Annotated in this window: 26 protein-coding genes and 1 other RNA gene; 15 read left to right on the top strand and 12 right to left on the bottom strand. The window is 42.9% G+C overall.

Annotated elements, in window-relative coordinates; genetic code table 11:
• Positions 1 to 33 precede the first annotated feature (33 nt).
• Together GLV98_RS06330 and GLV98_RS06325 are read right to left on the bottom strand one after the other, a co-directional pair.
• On the bottom strand, positions 34 to 453 hold the full coding sequence (locus GLV98_RS06330; RefSeq protein WP_160913221.1) for a Thoeris anti-defense Tad2 family protein: 420 nt from the start codon (positions 451 to 453) through the stop codon (positions 34 to 36).
• A 94-nt stretch (positions 454 to 547) separates the two neighbouring features.
• Positions 548 to 1,414 carry a GNAT family N-acetyltransferase gene (locus GLV98_RS06325; RefSeq protein WP_160913219.1) on the bottom strand — a complete coding sequence of 289 codons (867 nt, stop codon included), beginning with the start codon at positions 1,412 to 1,414 and terminating at the stop codon, positions 548 to 550.
• Positions 1,415 to 1,571: 157 nt separating this feature from the next.
• On the opposite strand from GLV98_RS06325, the gene smpB reads away from it, so the two are divergent.
• From smpB to GLV98_RS06310, 3 genes are all read left to right on the top strand, one after another.
• Positions 1,572 to 2,036 carry an SsrA-binding protein SmpB gene (smpB, locus tag GLV98_RS06320; protein ID WP_089651385.1) on the top strand — a complete coding sequence of 155 codons (465 nt, stop codon included), beginning with the start codon at positions 1,572 to 1,574 and terminating at the stop codon, positions 2,034 to 2,036.
• 97 nt (positions 2,037 to 2,133) lie between these two features.
• Positions 2,134 to 2,496: a transfer-messenger RNA gene (ssrA, locus tag GLV98_RS06315) on the top strand.
• A gap of 270 nt (positions 2,497 to 2,766) precedes the next feature.
• Entirely contained in the window at positions 2,767 to 3,192 is a 426-nt protein-coding gene (locus tag GLV98_RS06310) for a universal stress protein (RefSeq protein ID WP_160913217.1), read from the top strand.
• 127 nt (positions 3,193 to 3,319) lie between these two features.
• Here GLV98_RS06310 and GLV98_RS06305 read toward each other — a convergent pair whose 3' ends face one another.
• On the bottom strand, positions 3,320 to 3,757 hold the full coding sequence (locus GLV98_RS06305) for a YndM family protein (RefSeq protein ID WP_160913215.1): 438 nt from the start codon (positions 3,755 to 3,757) through the stop codon (positions 3,320 to 3,322).
• Between the two features lie 325 nt (positions 3,758 to 4,082).
• Complete coding sequence (locus GLV98_RS06300) at positions 4,083 to 5,024, bottom strand: arginine deiminase family protein (protein WP_160913213.1); 942 nt, start codon at positions 5,022 to 5,024, stop codon at positions 4,083 to 4,085.
• A 120-nt stretch (positions 5,025 to 5,144) separates the two neighbouring features.
• Here GLV98_RS06300 and GLV98_RS06295 point away from each other — a divergent pair, with 120 nt between their 5' ends.
• Complete coding sequence (locus tag GLV98_RS06295) at positions 5,145 to 6,461, top strand: amino acid permease (RefSeq protein ID WP_160913211.1); 1,317 nt, start codon at positions 5,145 to 5,147, stop codon at positions 6,459 to 6,461.
• Here GLV98_RS06295 and GLV98_RS06290 read toward each other — a convergent pair.
• The 3 genes from GLV98_RS06290 to GLV98_RS06280 form a co-directional block, all read right to left on the bottom strand.
• Positions 6,450 to 7,205, bottom strand: a complete 756-nt coding sequence (locus GLV98_RS06290) for a YqcI/YcgG family protein (protein WP_160913209.1) — start codon at positions 7,203 to 7,205, stop codon at positions 6,450 to 6,452. The two genes, GLV98_RS06295 and GLV98_RS06290, sit on opposite strands and share 12 nt — an antisense overlap.
• 62 nt (positions 7,206 to 7,267) lie before the next feature.
• Positions 7,268 to 7,885 carry a LysE family translocator gene (locus tag GLV98_RS06285; protein ID WP_160913206.1) on the bottom strand — a complete coding sequence of 206 codons (618 nt, stop codon included), beginning with the start codon at positions 7,883 to 7,885 and terminating at the stop codon, positions 7,268 to 7,270.
• Positions 7,886 to 8,068: 183 nt separating this feature from the next.
• Positions 8,069 to 8,695, bottom strand: coding sequence for a spore coat protein (locus tag GLV98_RS06280; protein WP_160913204.1), 627 nt, complete (start codon positions 8,693 to 8,695; stop codon positions 8,069 to 8,071).
• Positions 8,696 to 8,967: 272 nt separating this feature from the next.
• On the opposite strand from GLV98_RS06280, the gene GLV98_RS06275 reads away from it, so the two are divergent.
• Entirely contained in the window at positions 8,968 to 9,573 is a 606-nt protein-coding gene (locus GLV98_RS06275) for a YpjP family protein (RefSeq protein ID WP_160913202.1), read from the top strand.
• 14 nt (positions 9,574 to 9,587) lie between these two features.
• On the opposite strand, the gene GLV98_RS06270 is transcribed toward GLV98_RS06275, so the two are convergent.
• Complete coding sequence (locus tag GLV98_RS06270) at positions 9,588 to 9,974, bottom strand: winged helix-turn-helix transcriptional regulator (protein ID WP_160913200.1); 387 nt, start codon at positions 9,972 to 9,974, stop codon at positions 9,588 to 9,590.
• Positions 9,975 to 10,126: 152 nt separating this feature from the next.
• Between GLV98_RS06270 and GLV98_RS06265 the strand changes: the two genes are divergently transcribed.
• Entirely contained in the window at positions 10,127 to 11,107 is a 981-nt protein-coding gene (locus GLV98_RS06265; RefSeq protein ID WP_160913198.1) for a zinc-binding dehydrogenase, read from the top strand.
• Positions 11,108 to 11,124: 17 nt separating this feature from the next.
• Positions 11,125 to 11,619, top strand: a complete 495-nt coding sequence (locus tag GLV98_RS06260) for a lactoylglutathione lyase family protein (RefSeq protein ID WP_160913196.1) — start codon at positions 11,125 to 11,127, stop codon at positions 11,617 to 11,619.
• A gap of 79 nt (positions 11,620 to 11,698) precedes the next feature.
• Here the strand turns inward: GLV98_RS06260 and murB are convergent, their stop codons facing one another.
• The gene (murB, locus tag GLV98_RS06255; protein WP_160913194.1) at positions 11,699 to 12,619 is read right to left on the bottom strand and encodes a UDP-N-acetylmuramate dehydrogenase; all 921 of its coding nucleotides are present in this window, start codon (positions 12,617 to 12,619) and stop codon (positions 11,699 to 11,701) included.
• A gap of 251 nt (positions 12,620 to 12,870) precedes the next feature.
• Here murB and GLV98_RS06250 point away from each other — a divergent pair, with 251 nt between their 5' ends.
• The 3 genes from GLV98_RS06250 (at position 12,871) to GLV98_RS06240 (ending at position 16,197) form a co-directional block, all read left to right on the top strand.
• On the top strand, positions 12,871 to 13,029 hold the full coding sequence (locus tag GLV98_RS06250; RefSeq protein ID WP_089651397.1) for a DUF1540 domain-containing protein: 159 nt from the start codon (positions 12,871 to 12,873) through the stop codon (positions 13,027 to 13,029).
• 199 nt (positions 13,030 to 13,228) lie between these two features.
• Entirely contained in the window at positions 13,229 to 14,926 is a 1,698-nt protein-coding gene (ilvD, locus tag GLV98_RS06245; protein WP_160913192.1) for a dihydroxy-acid dehydratase, read from the top strand.
• Between the two features lie 698 nt (positions 14,927 to 15,624).
• The gene (locus GLV98_RS06240) at positions 15,625 to 16,197 is read left to right on the top strand and encodes a histidine phosphatase family protein (protein WP_160913190.1); all 573 of its coding nucleotides are present in this window, start codon (positions 15,625 to 15,627) and stop codon (positions 16,195 to 16,197) included.
• Between the two features lie 30 nt (positions 16,198 to 16,227).
• Here the strand turns inward: GLV98_RS06240 and GLV98_RS06235 are convergent, their stop codons facing one another.
• Positions 16,228 to 16,641, bottom strand: coding sequence for a VOC family protein (locus GLV98_RS06235; RefSeq protein WP_160913188.1), 414 nt, complete (start codon positions 16,639 to 16,641; stop codon positions 16,228 to 16,230).
• An 85-nt stretch (positions 16,642 to 16,726) separates the two neighbouring features.
• Complete coding sequence (locus tag GLV98_RS06230; RefSeq protein ID WP_160913186.1) at positions 16,727 to 17,266, bottom strand: flavodoxin family protein; 540 nt, start codon at positions 17,264 to 17,266, stop codon at positions 16,727 to 16,729.
• A gap of 108 nt (positions 17,267 to 17,374) precedes the next feature.
• Between GLV98_RS06230 and GLV98_RS06225 the strand changes: the two genes are divergently transcribed.
• The 5 genes from GLV98_RS06225 (at position 17,375) to hpaB (ending at position 23,156) form a co-directional block, all read left to right on the top strand.
• A complete protein-coding gene (locus GLV98_RS06225) occupies positions 17,375 to 18,256 on the top strand; it encodes a LysR family transcriptional regulator (protein ID WP_160913184.1) in 882 nt (293 codons plus the stop codon).
• A gap of 232 nt (positions 18,257 to 18,488) precedes the next feature.
• Entirely contained in the window at positions 18,489 to 18,599 is a 111-nt protein-coding gene (locus GLV98_RS06220; RefSeq protein WP_115822687.1) for a YhfH family protein, read from the top strand.
• A gap of 70 nt (positions 18,600 to 18,669) precedes the next feature.
• A complete protein-coding gene (aceB, locus tag GLV98_RS06215; protein ID WP_160913182.1) occupies positions 18,670 to 20,262 on the top strand; it encodes a malate synthase A in 1,593 nt (530 codons plus the stop codon).
• Positions 20,263 to 20,275: 13 nt separating this feature from the next.
• Positions 20,276 to 21,571 carry an isocitrate lyase gene (gene aceA, locus GLV98_RS06210; protein WP_202409945.1) on the top strand — a complete coding sequence of 432 codons (1,296 nt, stop codon included), beginning with the start codon at positions 20,276 to 20,278 and terminating at the stop codon, positions 21,569 to 21,571.
• Between the two features lie 145 nt (positions 21,572 to 21,716).
• The gene (gene hpaB / locus GLV98_RS06205; RefSeq protein WP_160913180.1) at positions 21,717 to 23,156 is read left to right on the top strand and encodes a 4-hydroxyphenylacetate 3-monooxygenase, oxygenase component; all 1,440 of its coding nucleotides are present in this window, start codon (positions 21,717 to 21,719) and stop codon (positions 23,154 to 23,156) included.
• 11 nt (positions 23,157 to 23,167) lie between these two features.
• Here the strand turns inward: hpaB and GLV98_RS19960 are convergent, their stop codons facing one another.
• Complete coding sequence (locus tag GLV98_RS19960) at positions 23,168 to 23,305, bottom strand: hypothetical protein (RefSeq protein ID WP_167356006.1); 138 nt, start codon at positions 23,303 to 23,305, stop codon at positions 23,168 to 23,170.
• Between the last annotated feature and the right edge of the window lie 53 nt (positions 23,306 to 23,358).

Raw genomic sequence — 23,358 nt, 5'->3', positions numbered from 1 at the left:
CGCGAAATCATTCGCGCGTTTTTCATTTATGTTTTAAGCACTAATTGTATTCTGAACAGTGGCTACATCTTGTTCATTCAGATAGCGGGCTGAATTGGCAAGATCCAGATTTACAAAACGGGACCACTGAGACAATTCATCTGCTTCCACGAGGTGGTTATTCATGATGCTGCCTCCATTTTCAGAACAAATGTGATAAGAAACAAATAGTCTTCCCTGCATCAATTCCCGATCGTGAGAGACAGAGACGATCGTCCACTGGTCCTTCTCTGTTTGTTCCCAATCAGAAGCGAGAGCATCCTCTGTTGTTAAAGAGTAAAAAGTAGGTTCATTATGATCAAAGAAAACAATCTTTCCTTTTTCATCTTTCACGATATATCCGGAATTCTTCCATGTATGACGTTCCAAAGCATGACCTTCATCTAACAGCTGTACGGCTTGCATAAAGTTCATAGTCTTTAATCCTTTCTTGCGTTAAAATTTTTCCTTTAGAGGATTCTAAATACTATGAAGAGGCTTGTCAATATATGCGGGAGATTTCTTATAATTATGCCTTTTTCCAAGTGCCGTAAAGGATCCATGGTTCCTGGACGTCATAGGCGGTCAATTCAGGAATGTTCTTAAATCCCTGGTCGGAGAAATCAATCCAACAACCGACATTATCCGGGTTGTTATTCCAATGATGGAGGAGTGTTTCAAACAAGCCGGACTGATCATAATGATCGTCCCAGAAGTATTTGACATGAGAATAATCGTATTTTTTTGTATCATTTTTTATAATGACGAAGCGACTTTGATCGGGATTTTCAAAAAAGGAACAGGCCTGTAAATAATCATCGGTGAAAAAAGCCTCGTCAAAAGGGAAGGGATAGTAGCATTCGTATGGAAATGTTCCTAAGGCGTTTTCATTCAAACCGGTCAGTAGGTCGCGCTTCCTTTTTAAATCATGGACAGGCGTCCATACAGGACCTGGCGTGTGCCCTGTCAATAAATCTGGACGTTTCAGAGTCAAGTAGTGGATGATAGGCCCTTGATCGATCCCGATCTTTTCAAGGACACGTCTTGCCGGTAAATTTCCAAGGTGTGTGTTCGCGCCAATCCAGCTAACTCTTGGATCTTTTTTCAATTGATCAACGACAGGCTTGAGTAATTCTGTGGCATTTCCTTTCATATGAAAGCGCCGATCACTTCGCAACCGGCCGAGCATGGCGAATTTATCCTGACCAAATAAGCTGTAACCACCGACCGCAAGCATTTGTCCATTTTGAAAAAGACCGAAGAGTTCATGACTGTCAGAAGTGACGAGTCGATCAAAAATCCGAACCACATAGTCGTTTTCAATCCCTGTGTCCATTTCTTTGAGAGTCGGATAGTCTTCAATCGTTAAGGGTTTTACATTCATGACTTGTTCCATGTGTGGTATCTCCTTTATCAAGCATGTGCAACTTTATATTCTCACACGCTGACAGAAAAAGTCTATTCAGAAAGATTAAATTTCATCCGCCTGATATCAATTGGAAATGACTATGAGTTTTGGTACAATGAAGGGACGCAACAGAGGAGGAAAAGGTATGCCAAGAGGACATGGAAAAACATTAGCCCAAAATAAAAAAGCCCGCCACGATTTCGCCATAGAAGAAACGTTCGAAGCAGGAATCGTCTTACAGGGGACAGAAATCAAATCGATCCGTAATGGACGTTTGAACTTGAAAGACAGCTTTGCCCGCATCAATAAAGGGGAAGTGTATTTACACAACATGCACATTTCTCCATATGAGCAGGGAAATATTTACAACCATGAACCAACACGGGCACGTAAGCTGTTGCTGCACCGAAAAGAAATCAACCAGCTGATCGGTCAAACCCAACAGAAAGGTTATTCTTTAGTACCATTGAAAGTGTATATTAAAAATGGTGTGGCTAAAGTGCTTGTTGGAGTTGGTCGAGGCAAGAAGAAGTATGATAAGCGAGAAGATTTGAAACGTAAACAGCAGAAGCGTGAGATCGACCGTGCGATCAAGGACAGCCTTCGCTAATGTCTCCCCCTTGAAAAATATTATATTTCTGCTATAATAATATTTGTCGTCAACACGACATGGATGAACAGCTTGACTGTTATCCCTTAATCCTAACGGGGACGTTACGGATTCGACGGGGATAGGTCGAGCTCGGGTTGCGAGTCGAGCGACGCCTCGTAAAACCGTCATTTGCCTAAATATAACTGGCGAATCTAACGAAAACCTAGCTGTAGCTGCGTAAGTAGTCTATAGCTGATCCTTCCTGGTATCGCCCATGTGCTAGATGAAGGGTCTCAAACTAAAGTGGGCTACGCGTTTTTCCACCGCCTGAGGAAAAACGAAGAGAACAATCAGGCTAGCTCCTCGGAAGCCTGTTGGTAGGCTGAAGAGGCAGTGAAATATAATATATCAACTACGCTCGTAGAAGCCCGAGTGCCGATATCTCCGGACGTGGGTTCGACTCCCACCGTCTCCACCAATACATACATTGGTGGTTTTTTTATGCTTTATTATAGATGTCATCCATGATTTCTCCTCAATTCATTCCAAAAATTAAGATATTATTTATATATAACAGAATAAATTTGATAAAATACACTTAAAGAAACCTTTAAACAATGAGTTAGTGAAAAATTAAATAAATGAATAGCATGAGTTTGAGTGGTTTTTTTATGGGATTAATTGAAAGCGTTTTCCCTGGTTTGTTAAGCTGTATATTAATCATAATTCTATGAAGGGGCGAATTCTAATGTCGCAAAAAATTTTAGTGCCGATTGATGGTTCAGATTTCTCGCTAAGAGCTTTAAAACATGCGATGGAAATAGCAAAAGCAATGGATGCTGAGATTCTTCTTTTAAATGTTCAATATAATTACAATTCCCCCAATATTAATCGCTTTGTAAGCAAAGAACAAGTGCGTAGATACCAGCAAGAAAACGCGAAAGAAGTATTGGATGATGCACTGAAAGACATTGAGAATGAAGAGGTAACGGTACACACAAAAATCAGAATTGGTTCACCAGACTATGAAATTGCTAAAGAAGCAAAGGAATCAAATGTTTATAGTATCGTAATGGGGTCGCGTGGTTTAGGTGCTATAAAGAGTAAGATTCTAGGAAGTGTTAGTTTTAATGTCCTGCATGTAGCGTCTTGTCCAGTGACTATGGTTAAGTAAGTGAAAACAGAACTAAATTCAGTCTCTAACACATCCGATACTAATGAATTCCTGTCACCAGTAAAGGAATGAATAACTATGAATGAAAATACCTGGTCCTCCTATTGTCGGAGGACCAGGTATTTCACTATTTCCCTTCGTCATCTTCGTATGGCGTCAGTTCTTCGGAAACCTCTGTGCGCAATTCCCCTGCTGGAGCGAAAGCCTCGCTGTCGGTTTCATTTTCTTCCATGGTCCTGACGACCGATTGGTGGAAGAAGTATTCAAATAGGGCTAAAGATAAAGCAGAGAGAACCGATGCGATCAGAACTCCGTCTCCGATTGTAAGGGCGTCAGTCATAAAATAAACAAAGCCGAAAATTAACACGACATCTACCAGTGTGGCTGTCGAGTTTTTTGTACGGTCAAGAACAATCCGATCCCCGACAGCATAACCCACTAGACTTAAAACCAAGCTTATGAGGAAAATATTTTCAAAAGAGACTTCAAAACCAGCGCCTAAAAGGACAAATAGGATCGCAAATGTAAAAAAGAATTTCATTGCGAATAATTTAAGGTGTTCCAAAATAAAACCCCTCCTCGTTTCTATCCTTTCTCAGTTCTTTGCTCATCATTCGTAAGAAGGAAAAGAACGCAGAGGGAAGAAAAAAGGAAACGGTTTTGTGTTATTTGCTGTAGGGAGGGGTTTCATGGACGTCTTATGGTGCGGGCGGCAACTTGGCCTTTGATCCATAAGGAGCAGGATTACTGACGTAACGGAACTGTCCACCTCCATCCGGGGCTACACCATTCGCCCATGGATCTGTAGCCCCCTTTTTTGTTCCCTTCCCATATGTGTGCTCGTGCTGATTGTCTATTCATAAAAAAGAAAGCATGCCTCCACATGCTTTCTAACGTCGTTCGATAGGCAACGTCATACAACGAATTCCGCCCCCACCCGCTTCCAATTCGTCAACATCCACTTCAATCAACCGCTTCTTTTTCAATCGTTCATGTTGGAAGATCTTTTTATGGGCTTTCGTGCTGATGAGTAATGTGTCTGGATCCAGGTTCAAAAAGTTGATATCGGCCACCGTATGTTTCACTTCATCGGTCCAAATGATGGCATAGCCGTGACGTTCAAGGAATTCGTGCATCATCACATACGAGGATCCTTTTGCAGATAAAACTTCGACAGGAAAATAACGCATATAGCTTTTGGCTAAAGCTAGTCCTTCTCCTGCAATGTTGAAATTCATATCGAGATGCATCGTATCCCCGCGGCGAGGAAGGTCAATGACACCAATCTCAGAAAAACCGAGAGGAATTAATTTTTCTCTTAAGGCTTTTGCGCTTTCGTAGCTTGATCTCATTCCAACATTGATAAAGACCGCATCTTTGCTTAATACAAACACATCTCCGTTTTCTAAAGCATTAGCCCTGTCATTTTCGTGGATGGAATATTGTTCGGCGTCAAACCATTGTTCAAACACCCTATGGGCATGTACATACTCTGGTCTTCTCATCGTTGTCCCTGCTTCACCTGGTATCACTTTTTTTCCGAACACACAGGCGAGGTCACGGACAAACACGCGGTTGATTAATTGTTCATGGAAAGCCTTTTCCTCATCCTTGAGAAAAGTGGAATAGTCAACCACTTGAACACCTTCGTTACTCATGGCATCGACCATTTTGTTAAAACAACGGCTCATTTTTTCGCTGTCTGCTGTCTTTTCCCATCGAAGGTCCGTTGCCGTTTGTTTGTCAGGGACAGGGAGGACAGAAGGTGTACAAACGACGACACTTTTAAGTTCGTCAAATTCATTCCAACAATTAGGGGTCCATGTAATCATAAGTGCCACGCTCCTTTTTCATCTCTTGATACTTTCTCCCCACCGCGAAAAAACATTCTTCCTTTCCTACACATAATCCTGACGAATCATTTCAAACTATAGGCAGAAGGAGGGGTGGGAATGGCTGAGGTACATAAAAAAGGAAAGTTATCCTGGTGGCAGCTATCTTTCATCGGGATTGGATGTATTATTGGAACAGGATTTTTTCTAGGGTCCAGCATCGCCATTGAAAAAGCAGGACCTGCTGTTTTGCTTGCCTATTTATTGGCGGGGGTAGGAACTTATATTGTCTTCCGTTCACTGGCCGCCATGACTGCGAACCATCCTGAAAAAGGGTCGTTTCGAACTTATGCCAAACAAGCCTTTGGTCCATGGGCAGGATTCAGTAACGGCTGGGTTTACTGGTCCTCAGAAATGTTGATTATGGGGAGTCAGCTGACAGCCCTCGCCATTTTTGCACAGTTTTGGTTTGAGAAGATTCCATTGTGGATGTTGGCCTGTGTTTTTTCTGTCCTCGGTCTCTTGGTCATTTGGCTTGGGGTACAACAAGTAGAGCGAATGGAGAATGTTTTCGGACTCATTAAAATATCTGCGATTGTCATGTTCATTCTAATTGCCATTCTTGCTATGACCGGGGTCATTGGAGGAGGCGGACCGGAGGCTGTCACGAACCCGGTGTCTACTTTTTTTGATGGAGAGTGGTCAGGACTTTGGATTGCCCTCCTCTATGCGTTTTATGCTTTTGGTGGAATTGAAGTCATGGGGTTAATGGCTAATGAATTGAAAGATCCGAAAGATGCACCAAAGTCTGGAACGTTGATGCTTATTGTACTCACCGGTGTTTATGTTGCCGCCTTTTATTTTGTTATCACTCTTACCTCGTGGAAGAATATCTCGACAGAAGAAAGTCCTTTTCTTACCGCCTTAACGGAATATTCTCTTCCATGGGTCCCTCATGTGTTCAATAGCGTTCTGATCATCGCCGGTTTCTCAACGATGGTCGCTTCTCTATATGCTGTTACAACGATGTTGATGACGTTGAGTGAAGAAGGGGATGCACCAGGAATATTTGCAGAAAAAGAGGAAGGGAAAGTCTCAAAGCCTGCGTTTCTTTTGACGATCGGAGTTGTTATTCTTTCCATTATTCTTGCCGTCCTGCTTCCTGATCGAATTTTCGAATATGTAACGACAGCAGCAGGCTTGATGCTCTTATACAACTGGGTTTTTATTTTACTATCTTATCGAAAATTGATGGTGAAAGGAAAAAAGGGGACAGCGCTCGTGTTCTTTGGTATCAGCCTGATCGTTGTTGCTGTCACAGGGACATGGATCGACTCCATGACGCGCATCGGTTTTTTGGTCAGTCTTTTCTTTTTAGTGATTATCGCAATCGCTACATGGGTGAAACAAAAGAAAACACCCCAGTCAGGGGCGTAAACTTTTCCATTTATTTTTCAATGCCGTAAAAGGACACTTGGATAAGGTCGACTCATCATCTTTTATAAAGTACTGTTTCCATTCGTGGTTATCTTTTTGCCCATACCACTTTAATGCGGGGTGTGTAGGAATTCCGTCATACTCCACCAAACGCTGGCGGATCACCTTTTTGATTTTCCTGCCAAAAGGAGTAGAATCGTTGATTTCATCAAAAACCCAACGTGGCTGAAAAGCGAGCAACAGACAAGGGAAGCGGCGGCTGTTCCTTATTTCATGGGCCGGGGTTGCACAGAAAGCAAAGTAAGGTGCTCCATTGAAACAAAATTCCCATGCCGGGTCTTCAGGTTCTTTGGGGATGTCTTCAGGCCACGGGGACGGGTCTTTTTTATGCGTTTCGTTGAGCATAGTCCAGAAAAGCTCTTCATATTGATCGATGGTTGTTTGTTCTTCCAAAAGTGCACGTGTATCACAAAAGATGACGAGCGAAGCATAGTTCCCTGTATCTCTTGAAATTTCTCCATATTCTTTTAATAAACCAGCTAACTGATCTGTACTTTTATCTGTACGTGGATCGTCCACAAACCCGAAACGTAACATATTTTTCATGAACCCTTGAATTCCAGGGACACATGGATATGGGGTTTCCCGCTGATTCATCATGCTCGAAAATTGTTCATAAACCTCATGCTGCCAGAGGTCGAAGTCAATGACGTGGTTCTCTATCTCTTCTTTGGTGTACAACATAAAAAATCTCCCTCCTAGGATACATCCATATCCTATTGGAGAGAGCAGATATAGGTGACTGTCTACCCGATAAACATCTTGACGGCCTGAAAACCAAAATAAACACCGAAACCAATCAGGAATAGTCCTGAAAGTATGGAAACCCCTCTTAACAACTTGGCTGTCATCCACCTTCTAGCTCCCGATGCTGCTCCAGCCATCGTAAAATCCCATAACATGATTCCAATAAAGATGCCCCCACTGTAAATAAGGAGTTGAGTGTGTTCATACTGAGAAGAAATCTGGGCTAGAATGGAACCGTAAATACCGATCCAGAAAAGAATGTTCAAAGGGTTTGATAAAGCCATAAAAAAACCTGTTCGGAAAGACTTCATTTTTGTCGATGAATAGGACCGATGCGTTTCATCCGTATAGGAGGCTGTCATACTTTCAATTCCAGTATAAATCAATACAAAAGCTCCAAAAGACCAAAGGAATGTTTTCACAAGAGGGAGCTCTACGTATTGAGCAAGTCCAAAGTAAATCATCAGCATGAACAAGGCATCCGCGCACATCGCTCCCACACCGACAAGCCAGGCATGCCAAAAGCCGTACCGAATTCCCTTGTCCAACTGAGCAGCGTTGATGGGACCGATCGGAGCGGATAATGATAAGCCGAGCAGAATATAACTGAATAGCAAAGTAAAGGGCCTCCTTTATAGGTGCTTGTCCCTATACTATATTAAAACAATGCTATGGGTATTAATAAAATCCTCTTTTATGAATGGTTCTCCTTTTTAGTGCGTGACACAGGGATGGTGACAAACGTAGTTTTGAGGTAAACAAACAAAGACGCCCGCTGAAAAGCTGGCGTCCTTGTTTGTTTAGTGTGGCATGTTGCCTTGGGGTGCGGTTGTATAGCTTTGCAGCATTTGGTTCATGTCTTGTTGCTGCAACTGTGGAACCTGGTAGTATCCATGCTTGTTCTGATAAAGGAAAATCTCATAACTCATCTCGATGAAATTTGGAACACTATCTGCAACAACACGGCGCAAAACAGGGTTCGTCATTTCCAGGGCAGTCATGGACAGTAAAGTCGCAAGCGTTTTTGTTTGTCCCAGCATATAGGCAGAAAGCCCTTTATCTGCAAGTTCATTGACTGATTGGTTCGGTTTCTTTGGTTGACCGGGTTTGATTCCGTAAACGACTTCATTGCTCTGCTGCATTTTGTATTGTTGGGTTTCTTGAGCCGGATCCTGACCTGTGCTGAAACTTTGTACAATTGTATTGTACATTTGGGTTACAAACGCATGTTGGCGTTGCTGGATGCTTTGGAGCTCAGGGTCCTGAATATGCTGTGCATACATTTGGTATTGATCAAGCATATTGATTAAGCTTGCGATGACTTCATGAGCATCAAATAACTCGTGACCTCCATGGTTAGGATTCATCATATTTTGGGGCATTGGCTGCCCTTGCTGATTCTGGTTTTGGCTTTGGTTTGGATTCATATCTTTTCCTCCTCCTTTTTCATCTTTTAAGTTTTCCTTATTTTCTTTTTTCATGTACGGGGAAAGAAACCCACATGAAAAACCCAAGGAAAAGAAATGAAGGCACGGTCTGGAGAAGTGATCTATTCTTTCGAGACCCGTATTGGTATGACGGGGACCATTAAAAAAAGGTATAAAAGTGAGGAACTGGAAACGGTTTCTTTTTGCTTATGGACAACTTCGTAGAAAATGGTAAAATGAAGTCATCCTGAAGTAGAGGGAGATTGTCTGAAATGAAGCCGCTATTGAGAAAAATATTTGTTGTACTCATATCTGTCATGACTTTAGGCCTATACGTACCACCAATGCAGATCGACACAGATGCAGCCGATAAAAAAGAATTGTCGGCCGATCGGCATATTCAAGATTCACCTCATACCTCTAAAACGGAAGATTTCGATATAACACCGCCATCATCTGTAGAGCCTTTGACGACTGATGATTGGATTGAAACAATTACGGAGCAAGCGAAAACACAGACACTTACAAAGATGGGGCCGCGAATTATTGAAAAAGTAGATGAAGACATGACGACAACGATTTTACCGAAGATCGAAGAAGTCATGGAAGAGATACTTACATCTGCGGATGAAAATGAAGTCCCTTATTATGAAATTACTGAAGATCCGTCTCCGGGATACGGAGAAAGAATTTTTAATATCCAAAACAAACATACAGATGAAGAAGTTGCCCGTTTTCATGTCCGCAGGGATAAACGGCCTGGTGAAGGATACTGGTTTAATTTCCATTATCATTTGCAAGAGGATGACTTCATGAAACACCATGAACTCGGCGAGGTTTATTGGGAAAAAAATACGCCGCCGAAGTGGATGTCCTGACAAAGAAAGCGACCTTACAAAAGGTCGCTTTTATTTTCCATAAAATCCTGGCCCGTCCAACAGCTGTTCATCTGAATCCCTTCTTTTTCTGCGTAATCATCACCCCATTGACACATTCCATAAAGCACAGGCTGAAGCTTGCGGCCGAAGTCGGTCGTAGAGTACACCACCCTCGGAGGAACTTCTTCAAAAACTGTCCGCTTAACAAGTCCATGTCCCTCAAGCTCTCTCAATTGTTGTGTCAGCATTTTTTTAGTGATCTCAGGGATGGTTCTTCTCAATTCATTGAACCGCTTGTCCCCTTCATTCAAATGCCAGAGTAATAACACCTTCCATTTTCCTCCAATTAAATCTATCACTAAATTGATGGCGCATTGGTATTCCGATTGCAGTTCTTTCATTGTGTATCCCTCATTTCTAACCATAGTTAGGTTACCCTTTAGTAACTCAGTTACTGAAAAGTGCCTTCTTGTTTCTATCTGAACCTCTCGTTAGTATATAGTATATCGTTTCACATGTTGAAGGAAACTGTTTAAAAAGGAGATGAAGACGGATGAAAGCCCTTCTTTTACAAGATAAAAATCAATGGAAAGAAATGAAGGTGGAGGAAGTAGAAAAGCCTCACCCACAAAAAGGAGAAGTTCTTATTGAGGTTCATGCGGCTGGATTGAACCCTGTCGATTATAAAACCGCAACGAATGGGAATCCCAATTGGACGTATCCTCATATCCTCGGTCTGGATGCTGCGGGTACAATTGCCGAGATTGGAGAGGGTGTGACGGAGTGGAAGAAGGGAGATCGAGTGGTCTACCATGGTGATTTGCTAAAGAAAGGGGCTTATGCGCAATATACTGTAACAACAGCCCATACGATCTCACGAATTCCAGATAAAATCAGCTTTGAAGAGGCGGCTGCCTTACCGACAGCTGGTTACACCGCTTACCAAGCGATCCACCGTAAGCTTCCTTTAGATCAAGTGGAAACCATTTTGATTCACGCAGGAGCAGGAGGTGTCGGAGGTTTCGGTATACAACTTGCAAAAGCGGCAGGGAAGACGGTTATTACCACAGCTTCTGCACATAATCATGATCACGTCCGCCAGTTAGGCGCAGATTTCGTTATTGATTACCGTAAGGAAGATGTTCACCAAAGAGTTAAAGAAATCACCGAAGGCAAGGGTGTCGACGCAGTCGTAGACGCAGTAAGCCGTGACAATGCGACGGCATCATTGGACTTTCTTGCTTTTATGGGGCACCTTGTGTACATCGCGGGTGCGCCGGACTTTTCTAAAGTGAAGCCATTTACTAACGTAGTATCCTATCACGAGATTGCTCTAGGAGCGACCCATCAAGCTGACATGAAGTCTCAAAAAGATCTTGCTGTTATCGGGGATCAGATGCTTGAGATGATGGGGGATGGTAAACTTTCATCTCTACTGGAAGAGATCATCTCATTGGAAGAGGTTCCACAAGCTCTTGAACGTCTGTCTGAACGCCATGTGAAAGGTAAAATCGTAGCGAAAATAAAATCATAGAGAAGGAGCTTTTAATTATGTACCCCTATCCAAGAAGTTTTTCACATATCGGTTTGTCTGTACCAAATTTAGAAAAAGCGATTGAGTTTTATACAGAGTTATTCGGGTGGTATGTCATTATGGAACCATCAGACGTCCATAACGATGATACACCAGTCGGTCAGATGTGCCGGGACGTTTTCGGCAATGATTGGGAGACATTTAGAATAGCTCACCTATCGACTGGAGATAAGATCGGCATAGAGCTTTTTGAATTTCCACATCAGGAAGACCCGGAAAATAACTTCGAATATTGGAAGACAGGCATCTTCCATTTCTGTATTCAAGACCCGAATATTGAAGACGTTGTCGAAAAAGTGAAAGCCAAGGGCGGGAAACAGCGTATGCCTATTCGCGAATATTACCCTGGCGAAAAACCGTACAAAATGGTTTACGTAGAAGATCCTTTCGGCAATGTTTTCGAAATTTACACTCACAGTTATGAATTGACTTATTCTAAAGGGGCTTATTAAGGAATCATCCTATGTTGTTATTCATAAGGGAGCTTAGGGGAGAATGAGAAAGAGCCTGCGCGTTGCGCAGGCTCTTTTTTTAGTCTTTATCATCACCGATGATTCGAACTTCTCTTTCCAGGTCGACTCCGAATTTTTCTTTCACCGTTTTTTGAACGTGCTCAATCAGAGAAATGTAATCAGAAGTCGTTGCATTATCTTTGTTAATGATAAACCCGGCATGCTTTTTCGAAACTTCTGCACCACCGATATTGGTGCCTTGCAGATCGCTGTCTTGAATCAGCTTTCCAGCGAAATATCCGGGAGGTCGCTTGAAGACACTTCCGCATGAAGGGTATTCAAGGGGTTGTTTAGACTCGCGTTTGTACGTCAAGTCGTCCATCACTTCTTTAATATCTTCATAATTCGCAGGTTTCAAATGGAAGGTGGCCTCTACTACGATATCTCCATTTGCCGAAATGTTACTTGTTCGATAATCAAGATCAAGTTCAGCTGCGAGACGTTTCACAAGGTTTCCTTGCTTATCTACGACGAACGCGTAATCGAGTACATCTTTGATTTCTCCACCATAAGCACCCGCATTCATGTATAACGCACCCCCGACCGTTCCAGGGATACCACACGCGAACTCCAATCCTGATAAATTCTTATCAAGAGCATAACGAGACGCATCAATGATCCGGGCACCGCTTTGGGCGACTACTGTATTGCCTTCAGAATAGATGGTATCCAGATGTTTTAAGTTGATGACGATTCCGCGAATGCCGCCGTCTTTAATGATTAAGTTGGATCCATTTCCAAGCAGTGTGAAAGGAATGTTGTCTTCATTCGAAAGCTTAACAACATTCTGAATTTCTTCGTAGGATGTTGGAGTAATAAAAAAGTCGGCTTTTCCGCCCAGCTTCGTGTACAAGTGGTCTTTCAACATTTCATCCACTTTCACATTTTCCTCTTTCACGAGTTCCAACAATTTATTATAGATCTTTTGTTTCTTATTCATAAACACCAGTCCTATTATAAGTTGATTTCTGATTGGACCTCAATCAGTCTTTCCAGCGATCTCTTTTAATATAAAATATGAAAGAACGAGGGAAAAGTTCATTTTGATCATTTACAATCACGCTTCCTATTCTATCACAAAACGAAGTGGTCATTGTGTAGGATTTTACTTCAGGCTTTTATGGGCAGGACTGACACGTATATTGAAAGTCCTATTAGCAGAAAATAACGGCTATAGGGAGGTGTTAGAGGATGGCGCTGGATGTAAAATGTGAAGTCCGAAACTGTGTCCATAACAATGACGGAATTTCCTGCGGAGCGGATGAGATTTTCGTTGTCAGCCATAAAGGTAAAAAAGCAAGTCACAGTGAAGAAACGGATTGTAAAACATTTGAACCTGCAAATGTGTAAGATTCCCCCTATAGAACAAGGTCTGCTTTATCAGCAGGCCTTTTTTTCATTTTTTTCTCTTAATGTAAGCGTTTTAATTATAGGGAATGTTTATTATATTCAGAAAAATCATTGCTATGCTCCTTACTTGTTAGTATTATCATGGTAAGTTCATTCATTTACGCAATGATTCGACCATTTTTTATAAGGAGTGTTAGGGATGGAGAAAAAGAAAAAAGATCTAAGAATAAGAAGTAAAGACATCAGTGAAGGCGTCAATCGAGTCCCGAACCGCTCGATGTTGAGAGCTGTTGGATTTACAGACGAAGATTTCAAAAAACCGATGATTGGAATTGCGAGTACATGGAGTGAAGTGACTCCTTGTAATGTACATATCGATAAACTTGCACAAGAAGCGAAAAGTGGAGCCGGTGAAAATGGCGGAGCACCAATGATTTTCAATACGATTACAGTGGCTGACGGGATCGCGATGGGACACGAGGGCATGTTTTATTCCCTTCCAAGTCGTGAAGTGATTGCGGATTCCATCGAAACGGTCACAAATGCTGAAAGGTTGGATGGTCTGGTTGCCATCGGTGGATGCGACAAAACGACACCAGGTTGTTTAATATCCATTGGGCGTCTGAACATTCCTTCTGTGTATGTATATGGAGGAACGATTCAGCCAGGAAAGCTTGATGGAGAGGATATTGACATTGTGTCGTCGTTTGAAGCTGTAGGAAAGTACCATGAAGGACAAATTGACGATGAACAGCTGCATAGAGTTGAATGTCATGCGTGTCCAGGAGCGGGTGCCTGTGGCGGAATGTATACAGCGAATACGATGGCTTCTGCAGTAGAAGCTTTAGGGATGAGTATTCCTGGATCTTCCTCTACACCAGCGGTTAACGATTATAAGGAAACGGAATGTAAACAAGCGGGCGAGCTTGTCATCGAGCTGCTTGAGAAAGAGATTTACCCTCGCGACATTATGACCAAAGAAGCATTTGAAAATGCCATCACCGTCGTTATGGCCCTCGGTGGTTCCACAAATGCGTTCCTTCACCTCCTTGCTATGGCCCATTCTGCAGGAGTGGATTTGACACTGGATGACTTTGAGCGCATCAGACAGGAAGTCCCTCATATTGCAGATATGAAGCCGAGTGGAAAATATGTGATGCAGGACTTGTATGAAAGTGGCGGCGTACCGGCTGTTATGAAATTGCTTCTTGAGGAAGGTTTATTGCACGGGGACTGCCTTACCGTTACCGGAAAAACGATTGCTGAAAACTTGGCAGAAGTTCCTTCTCTCAAAGAAGGCCAAAAGGTCATTGTTCCTTTCGACAAGCCGATCAAAGAAAAAGGACCACTTGTTGTTCTGAAAGGAAATCTGGCTCCAGAAGGGGCTGTAGCTAAAATGTCCGGGCAGAAAATCAGCCGTTTTGAAGGACCTGCACGTGTGTACAACAGTGAAGATGAAGCGACGGAAGCAATCGTCAACGATGAAATCAAAGAAGGAGATGTCCTCGTCGTACGAAACGTAGGTCCAAAAGGAGGACCTGGCATGCCGGAAATGCTTTCTATTACAGCCATGATCGTAGGGAAAGGGCTTGGTGGAAAGGTTGCGTTGCTTACGGATGGTCGTTTCTCAGGGGGATCCCACGGTTTCGTGATCGGTCACGTCGCTCCTGAAGCAGTGGTCGGAGGTCCAATCGGGCTTCTTCAAGAAGGGGATACGATTACTATCGATAGTGATACGCAGCAAATTAACTTTGAAGTTGACGATGAAGAATATGAGCGCAGAAAACGCGAGTGGAAACGTCCAGAACCTAAGCATAACAGAGGTGTGCTGGCGAAGTATGCCAGACTTGTTTCTTCCTCTTCCAAAGGTGCCGTTACAGATTTGGATCTTGAATAATAATAGGATATGCTCCATGAAAAGCCCGGACTCCGATCCGGGCTTTTCTATTTATCCCCAACAATCTTCCACTAAAGCTCCCGATTTTGGAAGACTCAGTTTCGAGATAACCGGGGTTCGTTTGCTTTTTTTGAGCGTCAGGGGTGGCTGGGAAGGTACTCGCTTACCTGTGGGGGAGCGCCGAACTTCCTCGGACTACGTCCTGCGGGATCTCGCCTATCTCCTTCTCCCACGGGGGTCTCGCAGCTTCCCAACCACCCCATTCCATTTGGGACAGAAACGAACCCCTATACCAAGATGAGGGGTGTTTACACCATACTCAGAAGTAGGGATAAGGGGCTCAATATCAGGCTTTCGATCTTTCAATGGCTACTGTAGAGGGTATGATGTTATCCATATTGCTTGAGTAGACCAGCAGCGTTTCGAGACACTTACATGGCAAAGGGGCGGAGGGGAATGGCGAGACTCCTGCGGGAAGAGAGTGCTAGGTGAGACCCCACAGGACGGAGTCCGAGGAGGCTCAACGCGCTCCCGCGGAAAGCGAGTTATTCCCCGCAGCCCCCATCCACTCAACAAAAGTCTCGAAACTGAGTCTTCAAGAATCCTGTCATTATGTGTAATAAGGATATATAAAGAAGTTACGTTTAAAGGATATGGTCATCTTGTTGTAGAAAAGGAAAGAGGGAGGTTGATTAGATATGACGAAGGTTGCATGGATTAGACATGGAAGTACACCATGGAATAAAGAAAAAAGAGCGCAGGGAAGCTCTGATATTCTGTTGGACGAAGAAGGAAAAGCTGATGCTCGGAAATTAGCTGAACGCTTACATAAGGAAACATGGGATGTTCTTTATTCAAGCCCACTTAAGAGAGCAGAGAAGACTGCGGAATTTATTAGTGAAAAGGTAGGATTGGCCATCCAATTTGATTCTAGAATAGAAGAGGCGAGTGGGGGTCAGATCGAAGGGACGACAGAACCGGAGAGAATCGAAAAGTGGGGAGAGGACTGGCGGTCTTTGGACTTGGGCATTGAAACCCGTGAGTGTGTTGTTTCTAGGGGAATGTCATTTATGGATGATGTTTTAAAAAAACACCCAGGGAAGAAGGTCATTGTGGTAAGTCATGGTGCTTTAATCAGTCATTTATTAAGGGCATTGGATGGTAAAAATGTTAGAGATGAACATATGAAAAACACTTCTTTATCAGAAGTTCATCTTAGAGAGGACCAATGGTTTTGTGATCGTTTTAATTGTACCATCCATTTGGATTAAGAGAAGCGGCTCAGGAGTGAGCCGCTTTATTCATTGTTCTTTTGTGTAGTTTAAATCCCAAGTTATTCCGTAAGGGTCTTTCACTTTCGCATACGTAGCACCCCAAAAAGTATCTTGAAGTTCCATTACTACATTTCCGCCATCTTTTAACCGGTCGTAATACGTTTGAATTTCATCAGCACTTTCACATTCTAATACGAGGGCAATATTGTTACCAGTCTGAACACTCTGTTCCGTGAATGAATCGGAGACCATAAAGAATAAGGCATCTTTTCTGAACTGTGCGTGCATGACTCTCTCATCCATTTCCTTCGGTGTTTCAAAATCTGCTTCCCCGAAGGTTTGGAGATTGAGAATTTCCCCATGGAAGACTTGCTTGTAATAGTCCATCGCTTCTCTTGCGTTCCCGTTAAAAGTGAAATAAGGGGTTGCTTGATGCTTCATAGCCGTGAAACACTCCTTTTGGAATTTTATTTAATCATCATTATTATAAGGTGGTAAAAGGAATAAAACAAGAACATTCGTTCGTTTATTTCTTAAAGGTATGGTTCCATGCTTTCATTTTATCTAAGGCAAGTAAATCTTCCTTAATTTCTCCAGGTTTGACGGCATTCCCTATCACATAATCTTCGAACGACATCCCTACAAAATCGAAAATATGGCCGAACTGCTGAATTAACGGCAGCCCTGTGACATATGGATTGCTCCCGCCTGTTGTAACCACATAGGCTTTCTTCCCGTGAACCTGCATTTTGAAGTCAAATCGATCATCACGCATATATTGGGACCAACGGTCGAAGAACAACTTCATGTGGGAAGTCATTCCAAACCAGTAAATAGGAGTGACAAAAATAATGAGATCATGAGCTAAAAAATCAGTCAGCACTGATTCATAATCGTCATCGACAGGTGAGAAGCCTTCTTCTGTGTGCCGCATATCGGTGATTGGGTTAATTTTATATTCACTGAGACGTAACTGTGTATGTTCTATTCCTTCGAGCGCTTGGTTGACGAGGTATTCAGAATTCCCGTTATCTCTTGAACTCCCCAATATAGTTAATATCTTCATTACATCCAGCCTCCTTCACTTCTAAAAGAAGTATATCATTGAACATATCATCATTGTTATCTATACTTATTGATAATAACTATTGTAAATAATGATAGAGGTGTACGTATGGACATATCCTATTTATACACATTTAAAGAAGTGGCCAAGTGGGGGAGCTATACACGTACGGGGGAAGAACTCGGTTATGCTCAGTCCAGTGTGACGACCCAAATAAAAAAGCTCGAAGATTACTACGGGGTGAGACTTTTTGAGCGTGCTGGACAGACGATGCGTTTAACCCAGTCTGGCGAACAGCTTTTATATTATGTCGATCAGGTCATCGATTTAATGGAAGAAGCAGAAAGTAAGCTTTCAGACAGTGTTCAGATGCGAGGAACGGTGAGGATCGGAGCTGTTGAATCCTTGGCCGCTTATTTCATATCCAAGTCATTGAAAGCTTTTAAAGAACAAAACCCGGACTTGCGTATTCAGTTGGAATCCGGACTCTGTCCAAATCTTAAAGATGGGGTGTTAGAAAGTCATTATGATCTGGCTGTTGTTCTTGATGAAGAAGTAAAGCATCCTCTCTTGAAAACTTTACTTTTACGAAAAGAAAGAATGGTCATGGTAGCTGCTAAGGAACACCCGCTTGTTCGTAAGAAACGGGTTCATTTGCGGCGGATAGAGGACGAAACCCTCATTCTGACAGAAAAAGGTTGTTCTTATAGAAATATGTTGGAAAGGCTTTTAAAGAAACGTGCCGTCGAACCCCGCTCTGTGATTTCTTTTACAAGTCTTGAAGCCATCAAACAATGTGTGATTGACGAACTGGGTATAGCGATGCTTCCGGAAATTGCAGTAGCCAATGAGCTTGAGAAGGGAAGCTTATGTGCTTTAGATTTCGACCATGAAGAATTAGCGTTATATATCCAAATCGTTCATCATCAAAAGAAGTGGTTATCTCCATCGCTGGAGAAGTTTATCGAATTGCTTTACAAGAAAAAATGACGAAGGCTTTACCTGTATTAAAACAGTATGGTTTTTGTAGGGAAGATAATTTTAGTCAGTTTATAAAATATGAAAAAGGCGCTGAACCCTTTGACAGCGCCTTTTTTGTTTCCAACATCTGCCCAAATTTAAAAAACTTTCAGAAAACGGTTGCAATTTCCGGTTCCCCACAGTAAACTGTACCATAACAGATAAACAAAATAATTTCTGTTATAACAAAGGAGGAGCTAAAATGAAAAAACAACAAAATGTCCCTTGTCCGCAGTGTGGTTCAAAAATCGAAGGTCATACTTACAATTACATGATGGAATGTGATCGTTGCCTTTCCAAAAAAGATGAATAATTTTTTGGTGTAACTGTTATATATCAGATTTAAATATTTTCTATTAGTATACAACAGAGGTGGCGATGCAATGGAAATCAAATTGTCTGGAATACAAATTCATGGAACGATGCACGAGGGATTTGCAGAGATTTTATCAGACGAAGCATTATCCTTCATCATTCAATTGCATGAGAAATTTAATGAAGAGAGAAAGCAGTTACTTGCAGATCGAATAAAGACCCAAAAGAAAATGGATCAAGGTGAACGGCCGGATTTTCTGAAAGAGACGGAGCACATCAGGAATGCTGAGTGGACGATATCTCCCATACCTGACGATCTTAAAGATCGTCGGGTAGAAATTACAGGGCCTGTGGATCGGAAGATGGTCATTAATGGGCTGAATTCAGGAGCGAAGGTATTCATGGCTGATTTTGAGGATGCCAACTCTCCAACCTGGCAGAATACCATACATGGCCAGATCAATTTGAGAGATGCTGTGAGGCGGAACATTCGTTTTGAGAATCCAAACGGGAAGGTCTATGAGTTAAACGAAGAGACGGCTGTACTCAAAGTACGCCCACGTGGATGGCATTTAGAAGAAAAGCACATGACTTACAATCAGGAACGGCTTTCAGGGAGTCTTGTGGACTTTGGCCTCTATTTTTTCCATAATGCTAAAAAACTTATAGAAAATGGTTCTGGCCCGTATTTTTACTTACCGAAGCTTGAAAACCATCGAGAGGCGAAGCTGTGGAACGATGTGTTCGTCTTTGCTCAAGATTATATGAACATCCCACAAGGAACGGTGAAAGCGACCGTCTTAATTGAAACGATTTTAGCCGCCTTTGAGATGGATGAAATCCTTTATGAATTAAGAAAACATTCCGCTGGATTGAACTGTGGACGTTGGGATTATATTTTCAGCTACTTGAAAAAGTTCCGTCATGATGAAAGCTTTTTACTGCCAGACCGTGCGGATGTGACGATGACGGTTCCATTTATGAGAACCTACTCACGGTTAACCATTCAAACCTGTCACAAGCGTAACGCTCATGCCATGGGTGGTATGGCCGCCCAAATACCAGTGAAAAATGATCAAGAGAAAAACGACGCTGCTTTTGAAAAAGTACGTGCGGATAAGGAGCGGGAAGTCAATGATGGGCACGACGGGACATGGGTCGCCCACCCGGCCATGGTAGAGACAGCGATGGAGATTTTTGACAAACATATGCCCGATGATAATCAGATACAAAAAAATCAAGCGTCCGAGTCCTATCGTGCGGAACAATTGCTTGAAGTACCTGAAGGATCCATTACAGAGCAGGGGTTAAGAACGAATATAAATGTAGGCATTCAATATATGGCGTCATGGCTCGATGGAAGAGGGGCGGCACCGATTCACCATTTAATGGAGGATGCGGCAACTGCGGAAATCTCGAGAGCTCAAGTTTGGCAATGGATCAGACATCCGAAAGGGAAATTAGAAGACGGCCGGGCAATTACGATGGAGCTTTACGCTTCGTTGAAAGAAGAAGAGATGGAAGCGATTCGCTGGGAAGTAGGAGATAATGCTTTTGATAAGGGTTCCTATAAGGAAGCCGCTCAATTGTTTGATCAATTGATACGTGACGATGATTTTGCTGAGTTTTTAACTTTAGAAGCTTATAACCATTTATCTTAAGGGGGATTTCATAATGAATGAGCGTGTAGAAAAGTTGCATCACCAGTGGCAGGATGAGAGTCGATGGAGCGGGGTGCAGAGACCATATGAAGCCGAAGAAGTCATTCGGCTAAGAGGATCCATGGATATTCAGCATACGTTAGCGGAAAAAGGTGCCGAAAAGCTTTGGAAGTTGATGAACGAAGAAGATTATGTCCACGCGCTGGGTGCTTTGACGGGCAACCAAGCGATGCAGCAGGTGAAAGCAGGGTTGAAAGCCATCTATTTGAGTGGATGGCAAGTGGCCGCTGATGCTAACCTCTCAGGGCATATGTATCCTGATCAAAGCTTGTATCCGGCTAATAGCGTACCCCAAGTGGTGAAACGGATCAATCAAGCCTTGCAACGAGCAGATCAAATTCATCATATGGAAGGCAAAGAGGACATTGACTGGTTTGCGCCTATTGTCGCAGACGCCGAAGCTGGATTTGGTGGACAGCTGAATGTGTTTGAGTTGATGAAAGGAATGATTGAAGCGGGTGCAGCAGCCGTTCACTTTGAAGACCAGCTGTCTTCAGAGAAAAAATGTGGTCACCTAGGAGGAAAAGTCCTTTTGCCGACACAGACGGCGGTTCGTAACCTGATTTCCGCAAGGTTTGCTGCGGATGTCATGGGAACTCCGACCATCATCATCGCAAGAACCGATGCGAATGCAGCAGATTTGATCACAAGTGATGTGGACCCATATGATGCGCCATTCATTACTGGAGAGAGAACAGCTGAGGGTTTCTTCAAAACAAGGTCTGGGTTGGATCAGGCGATTGCCCGTGGTTTGGCTTATGCGCCATATGCCGATCTTGTTTGGTGTGAAACATCGGAGCCTAACTTGGACGAAGCCCGTCGTTTTGCAGAAGCCATCCATGAACAATACCCTGGAAAGCTATTAGCTTACAACTGCTCTCCTTCATTCAACTGGAAGAAGAAGCTGGATGATGAGACGATTGCAAATTTCCAGCGTGAGCTCGGGAAAATGGGATACAAGTTCCAATTCGTTACCTTGGCAGGATTCCATGCGTTGAACCACGGCATGTTCGAACTTGCTCGACAATATAAAGATCGTGGTATGGAAGCCTATTCTGAACTTCAGCAGGCGGAATTTGCGAGTGAAATCCACGGGTATTCAGCGACACGACACCAACGTGAGGTTGGAACAGGATATTTTGATGAAGTCGCTCAAGTGATCTCAGGTGGAACATCTTCCACGACGGCATTGAAAGGGTCTACAGAAACCGAACAATTCAACTCTGAAACTGTCAGCCCTTCTTCTTAATCGGAGCATATAAGTGAGTGGGAAACGTCGGGAGTGTGAACCTCCAGGCGTTTCTTTTTCTTGACCATAAATCACAATTCTCCGCTAATTTAATATCGTATGATATCAGTTATTTTCAGTGATTGTGAAAATCAGGAGTGATATCATGCCGGTGATTTCAGGAGAAGAATATAAAAAACGGATCAACGCGATAAATGCGGAAGTGTGGGTGGCCGGAAATAAAGTGACGGGGGACATTTCCGAGCATCCTGCCTTCAAAGGGATCATCCGCAGCCAGGCAGAACTCTACGGTCTTCAGTGTGATGATCAAGACAATATGACTTTTTCCTCGGAAACGACAGGGAACAGGTTAGGGCTTTCTTACTTAATTCCAAAAACGAAAGGGGATTTGGAAAGAAGGAGGAAAATGATTCAGCAGTGGGCTCTTCATTCAGGCGGGGTGATGGGGAGAAGCCCGGATTACATGAACACTGTAATCGCCGCCTTTGCTGCATCTATTGATGTATTAGACGGGGAAGCAAATTGTTATCCGGACCGGCTTCTGCAATTTTATGAATATGCGCGGGAGAATGATTTGTCGTTCACACATACCTTCGTAAATCCACAAAGCAACCGTTCAAAATTAGCCTTTTTAGAAGAGGATGTCACCAATGCTCGAATCATGGACCGTACCGAGCAAGGTTTGATTATTAAAGGGGCAAAACTTCTTGCCACACAAGGAGGGATAACGGATGAGATTATTGTCTTTTCCGCTCCTGGTGCTCAGGATAATGCTCATGCCTACTGTTTCTCGATTCCGAGCAACACCGAAGGGTTAAAATTTATATGTAGGGAATCTTTCGCCAATGAGGGAGTGTCTTATGATTATCCTTTATCTTCACGTTTTGATGAGGTAGACACTCTCGTCATTTTTGATGATGTTCTCGTTCCGTGGGAGCGTGTCTTCATACACGATAATATCCGTGCTGCTACTCGTTTGTATGTGCAAGGAAAATTTGTTCCTTTTACGTTACATCAAATCGTTTCACGACAAATCATTAAAACGGATTTTCTCTTAGGAATTGCCCAGGGGATTGTGGATACGATACAAATTGGTGACTATCAACATGTACAAAGTAAAGTGGTGGAAATAGTCAAAGGGTTGGAAGTCATGAAGGCTTTGATCATCAAATCCGAACATGAAGCGGCAGTCGATGCTTCAGGTATAATGGTTCCTGCCAGACAACCCTTATATGTGGCTGTGAATCAGTTTCAGGAATCCTATCCGAGGTTTGCTGAAATCTTACAGATTCTTGGGGCGAGTGGGATGATGTCGATTCCACAAAAGGCTGATTTTGAAGGGGAAGTCGGAAAACAGCTGGATCACTTCTTGCAAGGGGTGGAAGTAAAAGGAGAAGATCGAGTCTCGCTTTTTCGATTAGCCTGGGACTTGACCATGAGCAGTTTCGGTTCCAGACAAACGCTCTATGAACGATTCTTTTTCGGAGATCCTGTACGGCTCTCGCAAACCATTTACCAACTTTATGATGACAATAAAGCGTTAGAAACCATCCAACCGTTCTTATCAAAAAAAGCTGACAAGTAAATGTCAGCTTTTTATCGTTTAGCATTCGCTTTTTTTGCTTTTTGTTCCAACTGAGAGCGAGGCTGCTGATCTGCGACATCTTCAGAAAGTCCTTGTGGGTTTACTGTGTTGCCGGCATTTCGTTTGAATGCATTGCTTTTCTTACTCATAAGCACACCTCCTAACGCTTATTTTGGATGAATGCTCGGTTTTTATCCATGTT

Origin of the sequence: Halobacillus litoralis (assembly GCF_009856415.1) — a bacterium.
Taxonomy (GTDB): Bacteria; Bacillota; Bacilli; order Bacillales; family Halobacillaceae; genus Halobacillus; species Halobacillus litoralis_C.
The sequence above is the reverse complement of the archived record's forward strand: the minus strand, read 5'-3'. Positions and strand labels throughout refer to the sequence as shown.